The 22,758-nt window shown below is 38.7% G+C and carries 20 protein-coding genes and 1 riboswitch; of the genes, 16 read left to right on the top strand and 4 right to left on the bottom strand.

What is annotated here, in order from left to right; all coding sequences use genetic code 11:
- Nucleotides 1–604: 604 nt before the first annotated feature.
- A complete protein-coding gene (locus AC4G3O_RS13720) occupies nucleotides 605–2,287 on the bottom strand; it encodes a YrzE family protein (protein WP_066109578.1) in 1,683 nt (560 codons plus the stop codon).
- 229 nt (nucleotides 2,288–2,516) lie between these two features.
- A riboswitch (SAM riboswitch) is annotated at nucleotides 2,517–2,628 on the top strand.
- A 122-nt stretch (nucleotides 2,629–2,750) separates the two neighbouring features.
- Between AC4G3O_RS13720 and AC4G3O_RS13715 the strand changes: the two genes are divergently transcribed.
- The 6 genes from AC4G3O_RS13715 (at nucleotide 2,751) to AC4G3O_RS13690 (ending at nucleotide 8,719) form a co-directional block, all read left to right on the top strand.
- Nucleotides 2,751–3,770, top strand: a complete 1,020-nt coding sequence (locus AC4G3O_RS13715; protein WP_490558497.1) for a methionine ABC transporter ATP-binding protein — start codon at nucleotides 2,751–2,753, stop codon at nucleotides 3,768–3,770.
- Between the two features lie 17 nt (nucleotides 3,771–3,787).
- A complete protein-coding gene (locus tag AC4G3O_RS13710) occupies nucleotides 3,788–4,438 on the top strand; it encodes a methionine ABC transporter permease (protein ID WP_066109774.1) in 651 nt (216 codons plus the stop codon).
- 17 nt (nucleotides 4,439–4,455) lie between these two features.
- The gene (locus tag AC4G3O_RS13705; protein WP_066109571.1) at nucleotides 4,456–5,325 is read left to right on the top strand and encodes a MetQ/NlpA family ABC transporter substrate-binding protein; all 870 of its coding nucleotides are present in this window, start codon (nucleotides 4,456–4,458) and stop codon (nucleotides 5,323–5,325) included.
- Nucleotides 5,326–5,381: 56 nt separating this feature from the next.
- Nucleotides 5,382–6,590, top strand: coding sequence for a M20 family metallopeptidase (locus AC4G3O_RS13700; RefSeq protein WP_066109570.1), 1,209 nt, complete (start codon nucleotides 5,382–5,384; stop codon nucleotides 6,588–6,590).
- A 173-nt stretch (nucleotides 6,591–6,763) separates the two neighbouring features.
- Nucleotides 6,764–7,792: a UDP-glucose 4-epimerase GalE gene (gene galE, locus AC4G3O_RS13695; protein ID WP_139892044.1), complete on the top strand. Its 1,029-nt coding sequence runs from the start codon at nucleotides 6,764–6,766 to the stop codon at nucleotides 7,790–7,792.
- A 138-nt stretch (nucleotides 7,793–7,930) separates the two neighbouring features.
- Complete coding sequence (locus AC4G3O_RS13690) at nucleotides 7,931–8,719, top strand: carbon-nitrogen family hydrolase (protein ID WP_491136376.1); 789 nt, start codon at nucleotides 7,931–7,933, stop codon at nucleotides 8,717–8,719.
- Nucleotides 8,720–8,772: 53 nt separating this feature from the next.
- Here the strand turns inward: AC4G3O_RS13690 and AC4G3O_RS13685 are convergent, their stop codons facing one another.
- Nucleotides 8,773–9,717, bottom strand: coding sequence for an ABC transporter substrate-binding protein (locus AC4G3O_RS13685; protein WP_066109564.1), 945 nt, complete (start codon nucleotides 9,715–9,717; stop codon nucleotides 8,773–8,775).
- A 162-nt stretch (nucleotides 9,718–9,879) separates the two neighbouring features.
- Between AC4G3O_RS13685 and AC4G3O_RS13680 the strand changes: the two genes are divergently transcribed.
- The 3 genes from AC4G3O_RS13680 to AC4G3O_RS13670 are packed head-to-tail and all read left to right on the top strand — an operon-like array spanning nucleotide 9,880 to nucleotide 12,708.
- Nucleotides 9,880–10,908 (top strand): FecCD family ABC transporter permease, encoded by a 1,029-nt coding sequence (locus AC4G3O_RS13680; RefSeq protein ID WP_491136349.1) that lies wholly within the window; start codon nucleotides 9,880–9,882, stop codon nucleotides 10,906–10,908.
- The gene (locus AC4G3O_RS13675) at nucleotides 10,905–11,909 is read left to right on the top strand and encodes a FecCD family ABC transporter permease (RefSeq protein WP_066109556.1); all 1,005 of its coding nucleotides are present in this window, start codon (nucleotides 10,905–10,907) and stop codon (nucleotides 11,907–11,909) included. Before AC4G3O_RS13680 ends, AC4G3O_RS13675 begins: the two co-directional genes overlap by 4 nt.
- A gap of 16 nt (nucleotides 11,910–11,925) precedes the next feature.
- Nucleotides 11,926–12,708 (top strand): ABC transporter ATP-binding protein, encoded by a 783-nt coding sequence (locus AC4G3O_RS13670; protein ID WP_491136348.1) that lies wholly within the window; start codon nucleotides 11,926–11,928, stop codon nucleotides 12,706–12,708.
- A 110-nt stretch (nucleotides 12,709–12,818) separates the two neighbouring features.
- Here the strand turns inward: AC4G3O_RS13670 and AC4G3O_RS13665 are convergent, their stop codons facing one another.
- Nucleotides 12,819–14,282, bottom strand: a complete 1,464-nt coding sequence (locus tag AC4G3O_RS13665) for an alpha-amylase (protein ID WP_139892048.1) — start codon at nucleotides 14,280–14,282, stop codon at nucleotides 12,819–12,821.
- Between the two features lie 399 nt (nucleotides 14,283–14,681).
- Here AC4G3O_RS13665 and purU point away from each other — a divergent pair, with 399 nt between their 5' ends.
- The 6 genes from purU (at nucleotide 14,682) to AC4G3O_RS13635 (ending at nucleotide 20,635) form a co-directional block, all read left to right on the top strand.
- On the top strand, nucleotides 14,682–15,581 hold the full coding sequence (gene purU, locus AC4G3O_RS13660; protein ID WP_491136347.1) for a formyltetrahydrofolate deformylase: 900 nt from the start codon (nucleotides 14,682–14,684) through the stop codon (nucleotides 15,579–15,581).
- A gap of 48 nt (nucleotides 15,582–15,629) precedes the next feature.
- Nucleotides 15,630–16,568 carry a DNA-binding transcriptional repressor DeoR gene (gene deoR, locus AC4G3O_RS13655; protein ID WP_148630355.1) on the top strand — a complete coding sequence of 313 codons (939 nt, stop codon included), beginning with the start codon at nucleotides 15,630–15,632 and terminating at the stop codon, nucleotides 16,566–16,568.
- Nucleotides 16,569–16,824: 256 nt separating this feature from the next.
- A complete protein-coding gene (locus AC4G3O_RS13650) occupies nucleotides 16,825–18,126 on the top strand; it encodes a pyrimidine-nucleoside phosphorylase (RefSeq protein WP_491136346.1) in 1,302 nt (433 codons plus the stop codon).
- Nucleotides 18,127–18,156: 30 nt separating this feature from the next.
- On the top strand, nucleotides 18,157–18,831 hold the full coding sequence (gene deoC, locus AC4G3O_RS13645; protein ID WP_139892052.1) for a deoxyribose-phosphate aldolase: 675 nt from the start codon (nucleotides 18,157–18,159) through the stop codon (nucleotides 18,829–18,831).
- Between the two features lie 31 nt (nucleotides 18,832–18,862).
- Nucleotides 18,863–19,261, top strand: coding sequence for a cytidine deaminase (locus AC4G3O_RS13640; RefSeq protein WP_066109535.1), 399 nt, complete (start codon nucleotides 18,863–18,865; stop codon nucleotides 19,259–19,261).
- 189 nt (nucleotides 19,262–19,450) lie between these two features.
- The gene (locus AC4G3O_RS13635; protein ID WP_139892053.1) at nucleotides 19,451–20,635 is read left to right on the top strand and encodes a NupC/NupG family nucleoside CNT transporter; all 1,185 of its coding nucleotides are present in this window, start codon (nucleotides 19,451–19,453) and stop codon (nucleotides 20,633–20,635) included.
- A gap of 85 nt (nucleotides 20,636–20,720) precedes the next feature.
- Here AC4G3O_RS13635 and AC4G3O_RS13630 read toward each other — a convergent pair whose 3' ends face one another.
- Nucleotides 20,721–21,389: a lysoplasmalogenase gene (locus AC4G3O_RS13630; protein ID WP_148630357.1), complete on the bottom strand. Its 669-nt coding sequence runs from the start codon at nucleotides 21,387–21,389 to the stop codon at nucleotides 20,721–20,723.
- 149 nt (nucleotides 21,390–21,538) lie between these two features.
- On the opposite strand from AC4G3O_RS13630, the gene AC4G3O_RS13625 reads away from it, so the two are divergent.
- Nucleotides 21,539–22,744, top strand: coding sequence for a class I SAM-dependent rRNA methyltransferase (locus tag AC4G3O_RS13625; protein ID WP_148630359.1), 1,206 nt, complete (start codon nucleotides 21,539–21,541; stop codon nucleotides 22,742–22,744).
- Nucleotides 22,745–22,758: the final 14 nt, after the last annotated feature.

The following is a 22,758-nucleotide window of genomic DNA, read 5'->3' as shown; positions in this document are numbered from 1 at the left end:
ATCTTATAACAGAATGTATGTATCTCTATGAGTATATATAAAGATACGGTTTTTTGGCAATCAATACTTACCAAATAATATTAGATTACTATAAGATTTCCATTTATTTGTTGTGAAGAAAAAGATGTAATAAAGGGTGGAGAAATAAAAAAAGAGCAGTATTATACGTATTTAATCTAATAAAATATATAGAGATTTGTAAATGGAAAGTACTTCCTAAATGTTATGTGAAAATAATCTAACTCACATATTAATACTGATTATGTATGGAAAACAGCTGAGAATGCTTTAACCATGTAAGTGTATCTTAAGCAAATTTTAGTTCTGAAGAATGAATTCTAAAGTATATTTCCATTTGTGCTCTAATTCTTTTGGAACTACATCCAGTATGGGTATTGATCTATAGAATTTAACTCCAAAGCCCTCCTCTTAATAATGTAAACACTACCTATTATGAGTATTTATGACTAATTTTATTTACCCTATTCAACACGATTCTAACTATATATTTAACAATAATTTAAATATGGATAATAAAATTAGTCCAGTTGTTAAAAAATAGATCAATCCTCGAGTGAGGATGATCTATTTTCTTCAGTATATATTATTGTAAATTCTTAATTGTAATACCGTTAACAGGTAAAAAGTTTTCCCCGGTATCCAGGTACGTTACAGATACCTCATCGTTTTCCTGCAGATATATGATCAAAGGATCCTTTTCAGAGGACATATTGTAGCTTTGTCCATTATCCAGAAGGAACGAAACGACGGTATATTCACCTGATTTTTCTTTATAGACTCTGATAACTTTCCCATCGATTTTCTTCTCAACACTTGTGGAGGTGCCGTTAACCGTTCCGCCGCCTTTTTGAAGTGCTGTTTTGTATAGCTTTAAGGCTTCATTTGGCGTTGACCCATATGCTGTTATTTCAGGATTGGCAGCAGATACAATGAAATAATTTTGTAGGAATCCATTTGAATCCAGGACTCCTGTTAACCAACTGGCTTCACCGTAAAAATTATAGATGATGGGCATTTCTCCTTCCCATTTCTTTTCTATAAACTTCTTCTCGATAATTTGCAGGGCACCCTGTGAATCCATGTAGGATTCCTCCATATTACCTGTATAATAGACAGCTTTACCTGTCCTGGAATTTGTGAGCGCATAGCCGAGCATAGAATCGACGCCTTCTTTAGGACTCGTGAAATCAGTGAAATAATACATATCTCCATTTTCATCAAAGATCGGACTTACATTCGCTTCGGTACCCTCATCAGAAGGCAGTTTAACATCTGATTTTCCAAATAGGCTGTTCCAATAGCCATGAATATAATTTCCGAAGTAGCTGTTTTGTGTACTGACGACTTCTGGTGCAACGGCACCATCAATAAATTCGGGCGCTTCAGAAAGGGAATAAGAGTTGGACTTCCCAGTTTTGGCATCCATCACCACAACACCTTTTACCTTAAAGCCATTTCTGGCAGAGACAAAATCACCATAAGAGCGAATATAAAATGGCGTGCCATTATCATCTACTTCAAGCTGTGAATCCCCATAGAATATGTAGGATGGATACTGTAGACGAATACGGCGCTCTGTTTCTTTATTGAAGAATGCAGAAGGAGTGTAGATCATTTCTGCATCAACAAATTTTGGGTTGGCTGATGAATCTGTAGCACTCAATATAAAGTAACCAGGAGTTTCTTTCCCTTTCAGCCATTTGAAGAATCCTGAAAATTCGACTGGAGCAATATAAACATACTCACCATCTACTTTTTGGATTTGTAAATTCCCTAATTCGTAGTAGCTCGTATTTGGTACCTGGCCAAATGCTTTTTTCATTTTATTGCGCGCGTATTGAGGAGGCACGCTGGCCGGCTTTTTATTTTCATCAAATGTTTGAATTTCTTCTTTGATGTCCATTTTAGCTATAGTATACTTTTCATCGGCATTGAACAGAAATGCCGTTAAAAAATAGAGACCGACAAGCAAACTACCTGCAAATAAAATACCCTTAATGGTTCTCTCCATACCCGTAGCAAGCATTGAACCCAGCAAGGTTAGTATGATGACAAAAATCCAAAGAGAAGAGATAGTTTGATCCAATAGGGTGAAGTAATAAAATAAAAATGCTCCAATCGTGATTAATGCAGCTAAGCTGACAAAAACAAGCAGTTTTGTTTTCCCCTTCATATGGATACGTAATTTTTCATTATTTTTGAATGGCACAAGAATAAGTGCCGATATAATCCCAATGATAATGGAATAGATGAAGATATTTCCCACAAAGTACCCCTCCTTATTTTTTCTATAATTTACCTTAATATCCTATACGAATAACTGGCCAAAATGATTCATGAATTGGAAATATTCATGAATTTTAGTTGCTGTAACTTGATTTAGGATATTCTTTATTATAAATCAAAAATATTTTAAATATTATAAATTATTATTGACATTGCTAAACAAGATAGGATATAGTTGGAAACATCAAATTTAATTGAATAGCAAGCGATTCTTATCGAGAGAAGTGGAGGGATTTGGCCCTATGATACTTCGGCAGCGGATTTTTACTATGGTAAAAATACTGTGCTAATTCCAACAAACATCTGTTTGAGAGATAAGAGGAAGCTTTAAGCGAACATATTTCTACTTGTCTTTTTATGTATATGTTCATACAAAGCCTCTTCTGTCTAATGACAGAAGGGGCTTTTTGCATTTCGAATTTTTTAGGCCTGGAGGAGAGAACATGATTGAGTTTCGAAACATAAAAAAGTCATATCAAGCAAATGGTCAAAGCGTAGATGCTCTGAGAGGCGTTCATTTAACGGTTGAAAAAGGGGATATTTTTGGAGTGGTAGGATACAGCGGGGCCGGGAAAAGTACACTTTTGCGTTTAGTTAATATGCTTGAACGGCCTACTGAGGGGGAGGTCCTTTTGAATGGTAAATCGTTTGCCAGTCTCAAAGCAAAGGAATTAAGGGCAGAGAAAAAGAAAATCGGGATGATCTTTCAACATTTCAATTTACTTCAATCTAAGACGGTATTTGATAATGTAGCGATTCCATTGATACTATCCGGCGTTCGTAAAGAAACGATTCAAAATAGAGTTCGAGAATTACTGGAGTTCGTGGGGTTATCAGCTAAGGGTCGAAGTTACCCGGATGAATTGTCAGGGGGACAGAAGCAGAGGGTTGGAATTGCGAGAGCTCTGGCCACGAATCCATCTATCCTGCTATGTGACGAAGCTACATCGGCATTGGATCCGCAGACGACCAGGGATGTTTTAGAGCTATTGAAAAAAATAAACCGAGAATACAATATAACAATTTTGCTTATTACACATGAAATGTCGGTGATTAAAGAGATATGCAATAAGGTCGCTGTCATGGAAAATGGGAGGGTTGTTGAGCAGGGTCCTGTTCTTGATATTTTTTCCAAGCCAACCACTGAGGTTGCCAAGCGGTTTGTTAGAACAGTCATTCACGACGAGATTCCGCAGAGCTTTTTGAAATCCTTAAAGGAGAATAAACCAGCAGTTTGGAAACTTAATTTTTTGGGATCTTCGTCTGGCAAGCATCTACTTTCAACAGTGGCGAAAAGTTTTGATGTCCATTTAAGTGTTCTTTCTGCCAATATTTCTGAAATACAGGAAACCCCTTTTGGGAATTTAATCGTTGAGGTCATCGGTGAAACAGAAGAAATAAAGAAGGCGATCCAATACATAGAGAGTGAGGATGTGCTCTTGCAGGAGGTTAAGCTATCATGAATGAACAGTTTTTAGGAATGGAAATTACACTTGAACAGTTACTGATTGGATTCAGTGACACACTCTATATGGTTTTCTTCTCCTTACTATTCGCGGCCGTGATTGGATTGCCTTTAGGGATTTTACTCGTCATAACGAGAAAGGGTCACATTCTGGAGAATAAGTGGGTGTTTAATATATTGAACCCAATCATTAATATTTTACGCTCGGTTCCCTTCATTATTTTATTGGTGGCTTTGATTCCATTTACACGATTGGTTGTTGGATCGGCGATTGGAACGAATGCCGCCATTGTACCGCTTGTATTTTATGCAGGTCCTTATATTGCCAGATTGGTTGAAAATTCATTATTGGAAGTTGATAAGGGAATTATTGAAGCAGCTCAGTCAATGGGCGCGACTGAATGGCAGATCATTTTTCGGTTTTTAATACCAGAGGGACTTAGCTCTCTTGTTTTAACCTTTACAACAGCAACTATTGGGCTGGTTGGAGCCTCAGCAATGGCAGGGGCAGTAGGAGCTGGAGGAGTTGGAGATCTTGCCCTCACCTATGGTTATCAGAGGTTTGACACTAACACCATGATTGTAACCGTTGCGGCACTGGTAATCATTGTACAGCTTTTACAATCCATAGGTAATACGCTGGCTAGAAAAATAAGAAGACGATAAAGAAGGAGATGGAAAAAATGAAAAAACTTTTTCTTACTATTTTAATAATTGCATGTACTGTCGTAACAGCAGCATGTGGAAGCGATTCGAAAGGCAGTGCAAAAGAGGGCAGCTCTACCATTAAGGTTGGAGTAAGCAGCGGAGACACAAGAATATGGGATTATATTGCTGAACTCGCTAAGGAGAAGGGGCTCAATATAGAGCTTGTAAAGTTCAGTGATTATATTTTGCCGAATACAGCTCTAAATGATGGCGAAGTGGATGCTAACGCATTCCAGACCATTTCTTACTTTGAAGAACAAGTGGAAGAAAGAAAATTAGATCTTGAGCCACTAAGCTCTACTGTTATTGCACCAATGGGAATCTACTCAAATAAGCATAAGGATTTAAAGGAATTGCCTGATGGGGCTAAAATTGCTGTCCCTAATGAAGGTACAAATCTTGGCCGGGCGCTACTTCTTTTGCAGGAGGCTGGCTTCATTACACTAACAGATAATTTTGATGGAATAGGCTCTTTGGAAAAAATTAAATCAAATCAAAAAAATATTAAACTCGAACTGGTAGCTGCCGGGAATACACCGCGTTTTCTTGAAGATGTAGATGCATCTATTATAAACAATAACTTTGCGGTTGAGGCAGGATTGACATTAAAGGATGCCTTGTTCCATGAAAGTGCAACGGCCAAACCATACATTAATATTATCGCTATAAAAAAAGGGGATAAAGACCGCGCTGAGCTAAAAAAACTGGCAGACATCTATCATTCAGAGGAAGTGGAGGATTTTATCCTTAAAACATTTAAAGGAAATACCATTCCGGCTTTTGTTTCAATAGAAGAATTGGTTAATTATCAGGATGCCTGGACCAGCCCGGCAGTCGATCAATGAATTACTTCGGATACTAACATAGGTATAAGATTATTAGAGAGATTGGAGGCAGAGCAATGATTAAAAACGAAGGTCGCATTTTTCATAAAGATATTATCAATGAATATATAGATCAGCAGAAAAACAAATATATAAATATAAGCCACCAAATTCATGAAAATCCAGAAATAGGGAATGAAGAATTCTTTGCATCTGAAACACTGACCAAGGTATTAATCGATGCTGGCTTTGAGGTAACAAATGATATTGCTGGCCATAAAACTGGATTTTTAGCGAGGAAATCATCCTCAAAGCCGGGGCCTACGATAGCTTTTCTTGCCGAGTATGATGCGCTTCCTGGCCTTGGCCATGCATGCGGCCATAATATCATTGGCATCACCAGCGTAGCGGCTGGAATTTCGCTTGGTTTAGTACTCGAGGAAATAGGGGGAACGGTACTTGTTTACGGTACCCCGGCAGAAGAAGGGGGTCAAAATGGAAGTGCGAAGGGCAGTTATGTAAAGCATCAATTGTTTGACGGTGTGGATGCAGCTATTATCATTCATCCTTCTGGTCAAACGAGAACAACTCAGCCTTTCTTGGCTGTTAATCCCCTTGACTTTCATTTTTATGGGAAACCGGCGCATGCTGCGGCAGCACCAGAGGAAGGGATTAATGCACTTGATGCGGTCATCCAGTTATTTAATGGGATTGGCGCATTGAGACAGCAGCTGCCGACAGATATAAGGGTTCATGGCATTATTCCAAATGGAGGAGATGCACCTAATATCATTCCTGATTATGCCTCTGCAAGATTCTATATTAGAGCTTCAACTTGGAAAAGTTGTGAGGAAATATCGGAAAGGATTATTCAGATTGCCAAAGGTGCGGCGTTGGCAACCGGAGCCGATGTAAAAATAGAAAGATTTCAAAATGAAGTTCATGATTTCGTTCTGAACACGGCTCTTGATGAGGTACTTCGAGAAGAACTGGCAGCTCTAGGTGAGGAGGTTGTACAGGGTACGCGGAATGCATCCGGTTCAACAGATGCAGGAAATGTAAGCCATGTTGTTCCGACAGCGCATCCTTATATCAAAATTGGTCCGAATGATCTAATCGCCCACACAAAAGAATTTAGAGAGTGTGCTATATCAGAACTTGGAGACCAAGCCGTCATTACTGGTGCAAAAGCCTTGGCCAATACAGGTTATCGCCTTCTGACAAATCAGTCGTTACTGCAGAGGATTAAGGATGAATTCCTTAAAGCTAAAACAAGTGATATTTAAACAAGCCTAAATATCGACTTGCGACAATATAAATTGAGTATCCACTGCCCTGTTCTTCTTTTAGTATTTTTAACTCATAAAGAAATTAAGTACCACATAATTCTAAATAAGGTAAAATTAGTGTATGTGTATTTCTAATTACCAATCGTGAGAAACAGGGGAGTGGATCATGGATGGCGATACTCATTACAGGTGGTGCTGGTTATATAGGCAGCCATGCGGCAGTTGAATTCTTAAAAGCGAATTATGATATTGTGGTGCTGGATAATTTCTCTAACAGTCATGTGGAAGCAATTGAAAGAGTGAAAGAGTTAGCTGGTAGGAACTTTCCTTTCTATAATATAGATTTAGTAGATAAGGAAGCTGTTGACCAATTGTTTGCAAAATATGATTTTGATTCAGTTGTCCATTTTGCCGGTTTAAAAGCAGTTGGTGAGTCCATTTCGATGCCTCTGAAATATTATGAAAATAATGTGACGGGTACCATCAGACTATGTGAAGTTATGGCGAAGCATCAGGTGAAGAAGCTGGTATTCAGCTCTTCTGCCACTGTATATGGTATGCCGGATCGGGTACCGATTGATGAGTCCTTTCCATTATCAGCAACCAATCCATATGGCCGTTCAAAATTAATGATAGAGGAAATCCTGTGTGACTTGCATGTTTCCGATCCAGAATGGAGTATCGCCTTGCTGAGGTACTTCAATCCTATAGGAGCTCATGAATCAGGAAGAATCGGTGAGAATCCAAGTGGTATTCCCAATAATTTAATGCCATATATCACACAGGTTGCCATTGGAAAAAGAGATAAATTATCCGTTTTTGGCAGCGATTATGAAACTCATGATGGTACCGGTGTTCGCGACTATATCCATGTAGTCGATTTAGTGAAGGGCCATTTGAAGGCATTGGAATATCTGCAGGGTAGATCTGGAGTAGAAGCATTTAATCTTGGAACAGGAAACGGATATAGTGTCCTGGACCTGGTGTATGCTTTCGCAAGTGTTAGCGGAAGGAAAATCCCTTACGAATTAGTGGAACGGAGGCCCGGTGATGTGGCTGTTAGTTACGCTGATTCCGTAAAGGCCGCAAAGGTACTGGTCTGGAAAGCAGAAAAGAGTCTGAAGGATATGTGCGCAGATTCATGGAAATGGCAAAGGCAAAATCCGAATGGTTATGATCAGACAATTATAAATTCTTAGTGGAGAATTGGATGATGGAGTTGATGATTAAGCCCGATTCCATTTTCGTTTACATATTGGGTAAACAGATAGCATCAAAGTTGCTATCAGCCATGTATTGAAATAACCTATTTAATAGAAGAGAGAGGGGGAAGCCACCTGAAAATCGCCTGTGTACAAATGGATATCGAGTATGGAAAGCCAAATGAAAATTTTAAGCATGTAACAGAGTCTATATCTGAGGCGGCCCAGAATGGTGCGGATTGTATTGTGCTACCTGAAATGTGGAATACAGGCTATGCACTGCAACAGCTGGGGGATCTTGCTGATCTTGAAGGAAAGGAAACGATTAAGCTACTTTCCTCACTGGCATTAAAGTACAATGTCAATATTGTTGGCGGCTCTGTATCTGTGAAAACCTCAAAAGGGTATTTTAATAGAATGTATGTATTCAATCGCCTTGGAGAGGTTATATCTGAGTATGATAAAGCTCATCTTTTTAACGTAATGGATGAACATAAATATCTTATAGCAGGACAAAAAGAGAATTTATTTAAGATAGATGGGAACATGAGCGGGGGCCTGATTTGCTATGATATCCGCTTTCCCGAATGGGGAAGAAAACATGCTTTGGCGGGAGCAAAGCTTATATTCGTAGTGGCAGAATGGCCGGAAGCAAGAGTGGATCATTGGGTAACGCTCTTGAAGGCACGAGCCATAGAAAACCAGCTATTTATTATAGCTGTCAACCGAGTCGGAAAAGATCCTAATAACACATTCGGCGGATTTTCCATGGTTATCAATCCATGGGGCGATACAATTGCAATTGGTTCTACAGCAGAATCTATCCTTTATGCTGACTTAAACATACAGGAAGTCGATCAGGTACGAACTCGCATCTCCGTTTTTGAGGACCGAAGAGAGGATTTATATAATAGAAAAAAGTAAGCTTCAGACATACAATAAAAAGGAGACTCTTAAAAAAGAGCCTCCTTTGTTTATTATTTAGTTAAGGAATCTAGTACCAAATCGATTGTTTTAGCATTGGCCGTTTTAGCATTGGTTGTCCAGTTGCTGGAATCTTCAAATGTATAAACATTTCCTTTTTGGACAGCCGGAATGGATCTATAAATAGAGCTGTTTTCCAATGTTTCCATTCCTGGTTCGCCGCTCGCTGCAGCAATAAAGAGGTGGTCTGCATCCAAATCCGCTAATGCCTCAAGTGAAGTGCCCTGCCATGTTGCCTGTGCTTCACCAAGTTTACTAATATAAGTTGGCATCTTAATTCCTAAATCATTATAGAGTACATTTGAAGCGTAACGATCACCCTCGAAAACAAAGTACTGACCGCCTGTTACCCAAATCAGAGCGGCAGACTCATCTCCGATTTTCTCTTTAACTGCTGTTTTAGCTTCCGCAGCTTTATCCTCATAGTCTTGAATTGCTTTTTTTGCCTGATCTTCTTTACCGAACAACTCGCCCATTTTTGTCAGTAAAGTTCTCCAGTCAGCAGCATCTTCTTCCTTAAATACATAGGTTGGAGCTACTTTTTTGTATTCCTCATACTGGCCTTCCTGAATAGCAGCTTCAGATTCGAACATAATTAAGTCTGGTTCCGCTTCGATCACATCTTCTATCGGCATATCCCATGAAATCAAAGGAACATCCTTAAGTTCATCCTGTAAATAATTATGAACAGTTGTACCGATTGACCATTGAGCAGCAGGTTTAATGCCCAAAGTGACTAAATAATCCTCTAAATTTGGTGCCAGTATTCTTTTAGGGTCTTTAGGGAAGCTCATTTCACCGATTGCATCTGTAACCTTCTTGTCAGACTGCTCCTTGTTAGAAGTATCATTGTCATCATTTGAGCCACAGGCTGCAAGCAATAATACTGCACACAGCATGAATACCAGAAGACGTGTGTATTTATTATTTATTACCATTGCTATATCCTCCTTTAGTATGTAAAATAAATTCGTTACTATTAATGATAATCATTCTCATTTGAAGGGTCAAAGGAAATTCATACCTATTCATTTTAAGGTAACACTAGAAAGGTGGATTCCTTTGGACTACATATTATAATTTTGAAGGACTGAACGTACGTGCAGAAGAACGAGGATAGAAATATTCCATCTCGCAGGGAACGGATTGGCATTGTTCTCCCGCTGTCTTTTTTACTACTACTAGTTATTTTTATTACTTCATTAATAATTGGAACAAAAATGATAGACCTTTCAACAGTATGGGAGGCTTTGCTCCATAGAAATCCTGATAATGTGACACATCAGATTATTTGGGAAATCAGATTGCCGCGGGCACTGATAGCAGGCCTTGTTGGGGCATACTTAGCCATTTCTGGTGCTGTTATGCAGGCATTGACTAGAAATCCACTTGCTGAACCATCTCTTTTGGGAGTATCCAATGGGGCTGCATTTGCTTTAGTTTTATCATTAACGGTTTTCTCTGGATTATCCATAATGGGTTCTATTAGTGCATCCATGATTGGAGCAGGATTGGCTGTCCTATTGGTATTTTCTTTATCTGCCTTATCCAGAGGAGGGGTAACACCAGTTAAATTGGCTTTGGCGGGTATGGCAACTGGGATGTTTTTAAGTTCTTTGACAACCAGCATGGCTTTATATTTTGATGTCACGAAAAGTATTAGCTTCTGGTATGCAGGTGAATTGGCGAATAGTCATTGGGTTGAGGTAAAAATAATTACAGCGGTTGGCTTAATAGGATTGCCTATTTTACTTAGTATTGCACATTCGCTTACGTTATTATCGCTTGGTACGGATGTAACGAAGGGGCTTGGGGTTAACATCAAGCTAGTCCGAGCTTTAGGAATTATCGTTATTTTATTACTGACTGGCAGCTCGGTTGCGGTCTCTGGGACGATTGGTTTTATCGGTCTTGTCATTCCTCATATAACCAGGATGTTGATTGGAACGGACTATAGAAAGTTACTGCCTCTCGCAGCTGTTCTCGGAAGTGCCTTGTTATTGTTGGCCGATGTTGCCTCAAGAGTGATTAATCCCCCATATGAAACTCCGGTTGGTGTTATGACAGCACTTATTGGAGTTCCTTTCTTCCTGTACCTTGTTCGCAGTGAAGGGAGGCAATTGTTTTGAAGAAGATTGCTAATTTGCCAAGAGTATGGATTGCTTTGTTCATACTAATTATTACGGTCAGTTTAATCAGTCTGAATATAGGAAAGGTCAGTATTTCACCAGCAGAGGTGTGGCAGACGATTGTGGGAAATGGAACAGCTAAGCAGGAGCTTGTTTTATTTGAGATCCGGTTGCCGGCTATCTTACTGGCTATTTTGGTAGGAGCAGGAATGGCTATATCGGGAGCAGTATTGCAAACAGTTGCTCAGAATGAATTAGCGGAGCCTGGGATATTAGGGATTAATGCAGGTGCTGGTCTTGCTGTATTAATTTATATTACTGTATTTCAATCTACGCTTGGCAGTCAGAGCCAGATAGGTACATTTATTATGCCCTTCTTTGCATTTGCCGGAGCCATGCTTACAGCCGTATTGATATTGGCATTATCATGGAAGAAAGGGCTGCACACGATTCGCCTTCTTTTAGTTGGAATCGGTATTAATGCTGGATTTTCAGCTGTCTTAACTGCCATGCAGCTCAGATTGAATCCGCATGATTTCATGAAAGCGATAGTTTGGTTATCCGGAGATCTTTGGGCTACACAGTGGAAATATGTGTGGGCCTTGCTGCCGTGGTTTTTAATCTTAATTCCATTTATTTTATATAAATCACACACACTAAATGTATTAAATCTTGGGAGTCTTGTATCGTCAGGACTGGGAATTCGTACAGAAAAAGAGCGCTTAGTTTTAATTGGTGCCGCAGTTGCATTGGCTGGGTTAGGTGTGACAGTTGGCGGGGGGATTGCTTTTCTTGGACTAATAGCACCCCATATTGCAAGGAAGCTTGTTGGTCCTAAACATGGGGCATTTTTACCAGCTTCAGCTATGATTGGAGCCCTTATTTTGCTGTTGGCAGATATGCTGGGTAAAAATATGTTCCGTGTCGATATTCCTTCAGGGGTAATCGTCTCTATTATCAGTGCTCCATATTTTATTTATCTCTTAATGAAATCAAAGTAGAGGAGGGGTAAACCTTTTGGAATTGTCAGCTCGGAATTTAAAAATAGGCTACGACGGAAATGTAATTGTTCCTTCACTGAATTTAGATATAAAAAAAGGAGCGATTACAGCCATTATTGGTCCAAATGGCTGTGGAAAATCGACTATTTTGAAGACAATGGCAAGATTACATCCAGCTATGTATGGATCAGTTATTTTAGATGGAAAAGATATTAAGAATACACCTACAAAGGAGATTGCCAGAAAAATGGCTATCCTGCCCCAGTCACCGGAAGCTCCTGCCGGTCTTTCTGTAATCGACTTGGTCTCTTATGGAAGAACTCCATATCAGGGCGGTTTCTCACGCTTAAATGAACATGACAGAGAAATGGTCGATTGGTCGATTCGTGTTACTGGATTAAGTGATTTTAAAGATCATGCAGTGGACTCCTTATCCGGCGGGCAACGTCAGCGTGCATGGATTGCAATGGCAATTGCCCAGGAGACGGGGTTATTGTTACTGGATGAACCAACCACGTATTTGGATATGGCTCACCAGCTGGAGGTTCTTGAGCTTTTAAAAAAACTGAATCACGAGGATGGCCGAACCATTGTGATGGTGATCCATGATTTGAATCATGCTAGCCGGTTTGCAGATGAATTGGTTGCGATTAAAATGGGTCAGTTAATTTTACAGGGGAGTTCTAATGAAGTTATGAGTTCGGAAGTATTAAAAGAAGTATTCCAGATTGATGCTTCTATTGTAGAGGATCCCAGAACCGGTAAACCGGCAATCATTTCGTATGATTTAGTGAAATGATGAAAAATATGAGGGGGCTATGAGTGATGAAACACTGCAGTAAACAGTGTTTCATCACTCAAAAGCCCCCTGTTTATATAAATTCTGGATGCTACTCTAGCTTAAGCTTTTTAATCTTCTGGGTCAGGCTTGGTCCACACAGAAACACTGCCACCATTTACAGGGAATGTTGCCCAGCCTTCCTCGTCAATCTCAATCTTATCTGGTCGGTTGCTTGTACAATCAGTCCATATTTCTCCGGCACGTTCAGCTCCTACACACATTCTTTTTTCGCCCTCGTCACCGTTTGAAATAACAACAGCGCAGCCAGAGTTCTCCTTTTCTTCGGTTCCTAATCTTACCCACCCAATGGTATTTGGATGGTCAAAGTAATCGACCTGTCCTCCATAGGCTTTATGGACCCTTGCATAAAGAAGCGGATCAATCAGTTTGTTTTTTCTCCCAACTGGGTTTTCGCCGCCAACTCCATAATAATCCCCGTAAAAAACACACGGGTAACCGTCATGGCGAAGTAAGATGAGTGCATAAGCAGATGGTTTAAACCAATCTTCGATCCATGATTCCAGAGATTCTTCCGGCTGTGAGTCATGGTTGTCTACGAAGGTTACCGCATTTAAAGGATTAGATTCTACTAGAGTATTATGAAAAATGGTTGTAAGGTCAAAATCTCGTCCCATTTGAGAAGCTTGATGTAATTTATAGTGGAGAGGCACATCAAATAAATCAAGTGTATGATCAACTTTTTCTAAATACTCCTGGCATGCCCGTAAATCGGGATTCCAGTATTCTCCCACCATATAAAAGTCATCACCATGAGCTTCTCTCATTTCAATGGCAAATTCTTTAATAAAGGTATAATCAATATGCTTAATGGCATCTAAGCGATACCCCTCACATTTAATGGTTTCAGCGAGCCATCTTCCCCAATTTTTCATTTCATTTCGTACATCTGGAAGGCGATAATCAATATTGGCAAACATTAAATAGTCATAGTTTCCAAACTCTTTATCAACATGTTCATTCCAGCCTTTATTTTCACCGAGAATTTTAAATACACCTGTTCGAATGGTTCCTTCATCATAATCAGTTCCATTGAAATGCTCCATATTCCATTTGAAATCAGAATACGTATTACCGCGCCCGGGAAACGTGAACTTCGTCCAGCCATCGATATCAAATGGTTCCGATATCTCTTGTGTACGGTCATTCTGATCAACTTCTACAACCTTAAATCTCTCTGTTTCATCCGCACCTGCTTTATGGTTCATAACGATGTCTGCATACACACAAATATCATTTTCTTTGCATGCTTCAACTGCTTCTATCAACTCATCCTTCGTACCATATTTCGTGCGTACAGAACCATTTTGATCAAATTCCCCTAAATCATATAAATCATATATACCATAACCTGTATCTTCAGGTGTTTGTCCTTTCGTTGGGGGTGGGATCCAAACAGAATCTATTCCGCAGTTTTTTAATACTGGTGCTAATTCCTTCAACCGTTTCCAATGAGTACCATCAGGTAAAATATGCCACTCAAAAAATTGCATCATTGTATGGTTATGCCCCATTTGTACCACCTCGCATCTCTCTATTAGCAGCTTCAACTATAAAACAATATTTACCTATTTACCCGCTAAGCATACCTTTAGAAACATGAAATGAAAATATAATTAATAAATCGTATTTGTTGCGAGAAGTACGTCTCTTAAGATGGGAAAACAAATAGTCAAAATGAATAAGAATCAACATTCACACGGTGAATAAGAACGTTGGTGAATAAAATTATAATGCTGGCAAATCAACGATTATAAAGGCTTGATGAGGAAGTGCTACATTTTGCTCTTTTACCGAAACAATTAAATTATTAGTATAAAAATATTTCAGCAGGTAGGATGGAATATTTGTGATAAAATGTAAGGAATGTAAGCGGATAAATACATATCTGTGCAGATCAGGATGGTGAGGGAATGGAAACGATCGCTGAAAAGCATGTAAATCTGTATAAAGAGAGTCAGCGAGATAAAGGGCGCCTGCTAATTAGCTGTCCGGACAAAAAAGGAATTGTGGCAGCAGTATCTGATGTCTTGTTTAAACAAGGCGCTAACATCCTGGAATCAAATCAATATTCAACAGACAGTAATGGCGGTACGTTTTTTATGAGGATCGAATTCGAATGCTCTGATTTGGCTAAAAACGAGAAGAAACTAAAAGAAGAATTCCTTTCAATAGCGAATAAGTTTAAGATGAAGTGGGATATAATTTTTAACTATCACATAAAGAAAACGGCTATATTTGTTTCAAAGGAGCTCCATTGTTTAAGAGAGCTGCTATGGGAGTGGCAATCAGGAGATTTAATGACAGAGATTCCGATCGTAATCAGTAATCATCTGGCTGCTAAAGAGCTGGTAGAATCGCTGCACATCCCTTTTTACTATATACCTGTGTCGAAGGAAACAAAGGAAGATGCGGAGTTAAGGCAGAAGGAGCTGCTCGATAAACATCAAATCGATCTAATCGTGTTAGCGCGCTACATGCAAATTCTTTCGCCAAGCTTTGTTGAAATGTATGAGAATAAAATCATTAATATTCATCACTCCTTTTTGCCGGCGTTTATGGGAGCACGACCGTATGAAAGAGCGTTTGCACGTGGGGTTAAATTAATTGGAGCAACCAGTCATTATGTAACAGATGATTTAGATGAAGGGCCCATCATTGAACAGGATATTATGCGGGTTAATCATCAGGATAATATTCAGCAATTGAAGAAAATAGGACAATCCATTGAAAGAAATGTGCTGAGCAAAGCTGTGAAATGGCACTTACAGGACAGGATTATTGTTCAGGGGAATAAGACAATTGTTTTTTAGGTCAATAAAATAAAAGAGTGAAAATTAGTGGAAAACTAGGGGACCAAAATGGAAGCGGATAAAAAAAGTAAAGTGATAGAAGCTGCTAAACTTTATTATTTACTGGATTATACACAGAATGAAATTGCAAAAAAACTCGGTGTTTCAAGGCCTACGGTGTCACGTATGCTGCAAACGGCTAAAAGAGAAGGGATTGTCCAAATTAAAATAGATGATATGGAAGAAAATTTGGAGAATCTTGAGGTTAAACTTGAAGAAAAATATAAGTTAAAAAAGGCAGTAGTAACACCTGTACCACAATATGAGGATCACACTATCAAAACTTCTATTGGATTAAAGGCTGCAGAATATCTTGATACAATTGTTAAGGATGATGACATTATAGGAGTGACATGGGGAACGACTCTCTATCATGTGGCAGTGGAGTTGAAGAAAAAGGCAGTAAATAATGTGAAGATTGTGCAGCTTAAAGGTGGAATCAGCCATTCCGAGACGCATACCTATGTATCAGAAATTCTATATTTATTCGGGAAGGCTTTCCGTACTACTCCATTGCATTTACCTTTACCGGCGATTGTCGACCAGGTAGTTGTTAAACAAGCAATGATGGCAGACAGACATATTAAAGGAATTATTGAAACTGGAAAAGAAGCTAATATTGCATTATTCACATGTGGGCCGGTTAAACCAGAATCTCTGCTCTTTAAGCTTGGTTATTTTACGGAAGAAGACTTGGAGATGCTTTATTCTAAGGCTGTGGGTGATATTTGTTCACGCTTTTTCGATTCAAAGGGAAATATATGTAACAACTCATTGAACGAACGTACTTTGGGAATTGACCTTGAAGAGCTGAAGGAAAAAGAATATTCGATATTGGTTGCCGGCGGTACTCAAAAGGTAGATTCCATTCACGCGGCTCTAAAGGGACAATTCGCCAATGTATTAATCACCGATCAATATACGGCAAGGTTTATTTTGGATAAATAAATATATCACCTATATATGAATATGGTTCTAACCTCCTGTTTATCCTAATAGGAGGTTTTTAGTGTTAAAAAATGGATAAAGGGGTCAATAAGGATACACCTACAAAATGTTTTACATTTGTTCACACTTTAATGTTACTTTTGTTCAATTAATATGGTATAGTTAGTTTTGTAAGTGCTACCAATATTTTCACTTACATGGTTATTCCAAGTAATGGTGGCTATTTTACGATAATTCAAAAATGAGGTGTAAAATCATGAGAATGGTTGACGTTATTGAAAAGAAACGTAACGGTCATGAGTTGAATAAAAGTGAAATCCAGTTTGTTATTGAAGGATTTACGAATGGAAGTATACCCGATTATCAAATGTCAGCATTTGCTATGGCGATTTATTTTCAAGGTATGACTCAGGAAGAAAGAGTTAACCTAACTGAGCTAATGGTTGAATCAGGAGATCAAATTGATCTTTCACAAATAAAGGGCGTAAAAGTAGACAAGCATAGTACTGGTGGTGTTGGTGACACAACTACACTTGTGTTGGCACCTTTAGTAGCAGCACTTGGAGTACCGGTTGCAAAAATGTCCGGACGTGGTCTAGGTCATACAGGCGGAACCATTGATAAGCTGGAAGCTGTTCCAGGATTTCATGTAGAAATTTCAAATGAGGATTTTATTAATCTTGTAAATAAAAATAAAATTGCTGTTATTGGACAAAGCGGTGACTTAACACCAGCTGATAAAAAACTATACGCATTACGTGATGTAACAGCAACAGTTGATTCTATTCCTCTAATTGCAAGCTCCATCATGAGCAAGAAAATTGCAGCTGGAGCAGATGCTATTGTCCTGGATGTTAAAACAGGCGATGGGGCATTCATGAAAAACCTTGATGATGCAAAAGAATTAGCAAGAGCAATGGTTGATATCGGGAATGGAGTTGGCAGAAATACAAAAGCTATCATTTCAGATATGAGTCAGCCACTTGGATTTGCAGTTGGTAATGCATTGGAAATTAAAGAAGCTATCGACACATTAGTAGGTAGAGGTCCGGCTGATTTACATGAACTATGCTTAACTTTGGGAAGCCATATGGTCATACTAGCTGGTAAAGCTGAAACAACTGAAGAGGCACGTGGCATGCTTGAGGAAGTTATGCATAATGGAAAAGCGCTTGAAGTATTCAAAACATTCCTTGCTTCACAGGGCGGGGATGCATCTGTGATAGATGATCCATCCAAACTTCCAACGGCTAAATACCTTATTGAAGTCCCTGCAAAGTCTTCTGGATATGTTGCTGGTATTCAGGCGGAGGAAATTGGTGTTGCTGCCATGATGCTTGGAGCAGGCCGTGCTACGAAAGAATCTGTAATTGACTTGGCTGTTGGAATTGTTTTGAATAAAAAAGTTGGCGATGAAGTTGCGGAAGGCGAATCACTTGTAACTGTACATTCCAACTCAGAAGAAATTGCCAATGTATTGGAAAAAATTTACGGAGCATACAACATCAGTACTGAAAAAGTACAGGCTCCAACATTAATTTACACAGAAATTCATTAATATAAGCTTTTGGAAGGCAGGAATTAAGACATGACTACAAAATTAACATCTTTAATCGACCATACGTTATTAAAAGCGGATGCTAGAGAAGAACAAGTAAAGACAATTGTTGAAGAGGCAAAGGAATATAAATTTGCATCTGTATGTGTGAATCCAACATGGGTAAAAAAATGTGCAGAAATGCTAAAAGATACACCCGAAGTAAAAGTATGTACAGTCATTGGTTTCCCTCTTGGAGCGAATACTCCTGAAGTAAAAGCATTTGAAACTACTAATGCAATCGAAAATGGTGCAGACGAAGTCGATATGGTAATCAATATCGGTGCTATGAAGGATGGCCGTTATGATGAGGTTGAAGCTGATATTAAAGCAGTAGTTGATGCAGCAAAAGGTAAAGCATTAGTAAAAGTGATCATCGAAACATGCCTATTAACAAAAGAAGAAATTGAGAAAGCATGTCAGCTGGCTGTTTCTGCTGGTACAGACTTTGTTAAAACATCAACTGGATTCTCTACAGGCGGAGCAACAGTGGAAGACATCGCTCTAATGAGAAAAACAGTTGGAGCAGAAATCGGCGTTAAAGCTTCCGGCGGCGTTAGAAGTCTTGAGGATGCAAAAGCGATGACAGAAGCTGGTGCTACACGTATTGGTGCAAGCTCTGGAGTCTCTATTGCAAAAGGCGAAACAGCAAATTCAGACTATTAATTAATTGAAGAAGTTTGTGGGAGGCCCCCTAATGGATAAAAACAGTTTAATTCAAGAAGCAATCGAAGCACGTAAACAGGCATATACACCTTATTCTAAATTTAAGGTGGGAGCAGCTGTCTTAACTACAAGTGGACATGTTTTCCGTGGATGTAATATCGAAAATGCATCATACGGCCTGACAAATTGCGCTGAACGCACAGCCATATTTAAAGCTGTTTCAGAAGGTGAACCAAAAGTAGAGGCAATTGCTATTGTTGCCGATACGGAAGGTCCGGTTTCACCATGTGGAGCTTGCCGACAAGTAATAGCTGAGTTTAGTGATAACAATACAAAAGTCTATCTATCCAACTTGAAGGGTGATCTGTTGGAGACTTCAATTGCAGAATTACTGCCAGGATTTTTTAAATCGACGGACATGGGGAAATAAAGTGAAACTAATGCTTCGGTGGGGTACCGCCGGCCAATAGTTGAACGGGATAATTTAAATCATTAACCAAGAGCGTTTCCGGCTCCAATCTCTAAACAGGTAGTATTGGAGCCGGATTCTGTAAAGTAGAATGGGTTTTTTAGTTAAGGTGTACACGTAAAATAATCTAAACATCTTAGTGGAGGAATTATGAAATATTTAATTTCAATCATCGGGTTACTTGCAGTGGTAGGGTTGGCTTTGTTAGTGAGTTCAAACAGGAAACAAATCAAGTATAAATATATTGGGATAATGGTTGTTATTCAAATTGCGTTAGCAGCTTTATTATTAAATACTAAATTCGGCTTTGTTTTAATCCAAGGGATTGCCACCGTATTTGGATATTTACTGAAATTTGCAGAAGCAGGGGTATCATTTGTGTTTGGCGGAATGGCAAATGAAGGAGAAGCACCATTTTTCCTTACAGTACTATTGCCAATTGTTTTTATATCGGTATTAATCGGAATATTACAGCACTTTAAAATACTTCCTTTTATTATGAAGGGAATTGGCCTTCTGTTAAGTAAAGTGAACGGAATGGGTAAACTTGAATCATACAATGCAGTTGCCTCAGCTATGGTCGGACAATCAGAGGTATTCATAACGGTGAAAAAACAATTGGGGCAATTACCGCCTCACCGTTTATATACTTTATGTGCATCGGCTATGTCTACAGTTTCAATGTCGATTGTCGGCGCATATATGACAATGATCGATCCTAAATATGTCGTAACCGCTTTAGTGGTCAATCTATTTGGTGGATTTATTATTGCTTCACTGATCAATCCTTATGAAGTTGATGATAAAGAAGATATTCTCGTTGTAGCAGAAGAGGAAGAAAAACAAACCTTTTTCGAGATGATTGGTGAATATATCATGGATGGCTTTAAAGTCGCAGTTACCGTAGGAGCCATGCTAATTGGTTTCGTGGCGTTAATGGCGTGTATAGATGCCTTGTTTGATATGACTATTGGTGTATCCTTCCAACAAATACTTGGATATATCTTTGCACCATTTGCCTTCATAATGGGTGTACCATGGTCGGAAGCAGTATCCGCAGGTGGAATTATGGCTACTAAACTAGTAACTAATGAGTTTGTTGCGATGATTAGCCTGACAGAAATAGCAGATACATTTAGTGAACGTACACTGGGAATTATCTCTGTATTCCTTGTTTCCTTTGCAAACTTCTCCTCAATCGGAATTATATCCGGTGCAGTGAAAGGTCTACATGAAAAGCAAGGAAATGTGGTAGCGCGTTTTGGCTTAAAATTACTCTTTGGAGCTACGCTTGTAAGTGTATTATCCGGTATTATTGTAGGCTTGGTTCTCTAGTTATATAAATATAAATTAGAAAAAAGCAGATTCGTGCGAATCTGCTTTTTTTAATAGGTTTGAAAGTTACAGTATTGCGCAGAAATTATCCCCTTAACGGCTTTATACGTAAAGGAGTGGTCAGACCAGATGTCTTGCTAATACTGGAGGCTATTGTGTATTGAGCAGCATAATAAGTTGACATGATTAAAAAATGCGAGTATGGAACATCAGATATAAACATATTCCATGATAATATAGTGTCAGAAATGACGAAGAGCAAGCTGCCGATTACCGCATATAAATTCCCCGTCATGAAGGCTGCCCATGCCATAAAAGAAATAGCGCCAATATAGATAACAACAGGAATAATTAATCCATCATTTCCCGTCTCTTGAAGGGCATTTATAAGTTTATTGCCTATGATCAGGTCAAATGCAAGGAGCGGAAAAATGGATAAAAGGCGAATTTTAGAGAAATTCCATCTCCTTAGAAAGCCTGCGATATAAATGATATGTCCGATCAGAAAGAAGCTTAGCCCAATTATAAACCAGTGAAGCAGCCCATCACCGAGCATACAAAAAAACAGTCCGGTAAGGATGAGTCCTTTATTTTTGTGTCCTTCAGCAGGTTTTTGAAGATAGGCAAAGTAGATAATTAACCACATTGGAATGAGCTTGAATAGCAATTTGATTCCAAACGGCTCAGCTGGAATGAAAAAAATATAGATAATACTCATTACTAAAATGAGAAGAGTAAGTAATTTAACCTTCATGTAATTCCCTCCTTCCTGTGAATGTAACATAAAGTATTTGATGGAGATAGCGGAAAATCCTTCATTTTACTTAGTATTAGTTTTGAGAGGAAGGCAGTTTTCGATATACTGTAAGTAGAAAAGATTAAAAGAGAGTATGTGAAATATAGATGAGTTCAAGTAATAAGGAAATAATTTGTGAAGTAAAACCAAGAGATAGCAAAAAATTAAGAAATGGATTTCCGCTTATTTTAAAGGAGGCTATTGTGTCTCCTCAAAAACTGCAGGAGGAAGGTCAAATTCTTAAGCTTGTTGATGATTCAGGTCGCTTTATTGCCAAAGGATATTTTGGAAAGCAGAATAAAGGATATGGCTGGGTATTAACAAGACAGGAAAATGAATCTATTAACCAAGCGTTCTTTGATGAAAAAATTCGAAAGGCTCTGGATAAGCGAGCGCACTATTTCCAACAAGAAGATACAACAGCTTTCCGTGTGTTCAATAGTGAGGGTGACGGAATTGGCGGTCTCATTATTGATTTTTATGATGGATATTTTGTCATTCAATGGTATAGCCAAGGGATCTACTCATTTAAAAGATATGTTTTAGAGTCTTTACGCAGATTAACAGATTTTAAAGGAATCTATGAAAAAAAACGTTTCGATACAAAAGGAAAATACATTGAAGATGATGATTTTGTTGAAGGGCAAGAAGGTGAGTTTCCAATCATCGTAAAGGAAAATGGCGTGCATTTTGCAGTCAATCTGAATGATGGTGCTATGGTAGGTGTTTTCTTAGATCAGCGTGATGTACGCAAAACAATCCGGGACCACTATGCTAAAGGAAAGACAGTTGTAAATATGTTTTCTTATACGGGAGCATTTTCTGTGTTTGCGTCATTAGGTGGAGCGAAAAAGACGACCAGTGTGGATCTTGCCAATAGAAGCCGGGCGAAAACGATTGAACAGTTCAGTGTAAATGGAATTGATTATGAAGCACAGGATATCATCGTAGAGGATGTATTTAAGTATTTTAAATATGCACGCAGAAAAGAGCTAAAGTTTGATATGGTTATTCTCGACCCGCCAAGCTTTGCAAAGTCCAAGAAATTCACCTTCAGTGCAGCAAAGGATTATACAAATCTGCTGAAGGAATCAATCGCAATCACTGAAAAAGGTGGTCTGATTGTTGCTTCAACAAATTGCAGCCTGTTTGGAATGGATAAATTCAAATCTTTTATCGACAGTGCATGTAAGGAAATGCATCAGAAATATAAAATTGTTGAAGAATTTTCATTACCGGATGATTTTAGAACGATCAATGAATACCCAGAAGGTAATTACTTAAAAGTAGTGTTTATCCAATTAGCAAGATAATAAAAATGGCCTCG

Source organism: Bacillus sp. z14 (2026), assembly GCF_058313575.1.
Note: the sequence above shows the minus strand (reverse complement) of the source record. Positions and strands in the feature narration are given on the sequence as shown.

Coding starts and splice junctions, on each gene's coding strand:
- deoC (WP_139892052.1), top strand. CDS start 18,157: ATGACTACAAAATTAACATCTTTAATCGACCATACGTTATTAAAAGCG.
- AC4G3O_RS13705 (WP_066109571.1), top strand. CDS start 4,456: ATGAAAAAACTTTTTCTTACTATTTTAATAATTGCATGTACTGTCGTA.
- AC4G3O_RS13665 (WP_139892048.1), bottom strand. CDS start 14,282: ATGGGGCATAACCATACAATGATGCAATTTTTTGAGTGGCATATTTTA.
- AC4G3O_RS13640 (WP_066109535.1), top strand. CDS start 18,863: ATGGATAAAAACAGTTTAATTCAAGAAGCAATCGAAGCACGTAAACAG.
- AC4G3O_RS13685 (WP_066109564.1), bottom strand. CDS start 9,717: ATGGTAATAAATAATAAATACACACGTCTTCTGGTATTCATGCTGTGT.
- purU (WP_491136347.1), top strand. CDS start 14,682: ATGGAAACGATCGCTGAAAAGCATGTAAATCTGTATAAAGAGAGTCAG.
- deoR (WP_148630355.1), top strand. CDS start 15,630: ATGGAAGCGGATAAAAAAAGTAAAGTGATAGAAGCTGCTAAACTTTAT.
- AC4G3O_RS13630 (WP_148630357.1), bottom strand. CDS start 21,389: ATGAAGGTTAAATTACTTACTCTTCTCATTTTAGTAATGAGTATTATC.
- AC4G3O_RS13650 (WP_491136346.1), top strand. CDS start 16,825: ATGAGAATGGTTGACGTTATTGAAAAGAAACGTAACGGTCATGAGTTG.
- AC4G3O_RS13710 (WP_066109774.1), top strand. CDS start 3,788: ATGGAAATTACACTTGAACAGTTACTGATTGGATTCAGTGACACACTC.
- galE (WP_139892044.1), top strand. CDS start 6,764: ATGGCGATACTCATTACAGGTGGTGCTGGTTATATAGGCAGCCATGCG.
- AC4G3O_RS13700 (WP_066109570.1), top strand. CDS start 5,382: ATGATTAAAAACGAAGGTCGCATTTTTCATAAAGATATTATCAATGAA.
- AC4G3O_RS13625 (WP_148630359.1), top strand. CDS start 21,539: ATGAGTTCAAGTAATAAGGAAATAATTTGTGAAGTAAAACCAAGAGAT.
- AC4G3O_RS13715 (WP_490558497.1), top strand. CDS start 2,751: ATGATTGAGTTTCGAAACATAAAAAAGTCATATCAAGCAAATGGTCAA.
- AC4G3O_RS13635 (WP_139892053.1), top strand. CDS start 19,451: ATGAAATATTTAATTTCAATCATCGGGTTACTTGCAGTGGTAGGGTTG.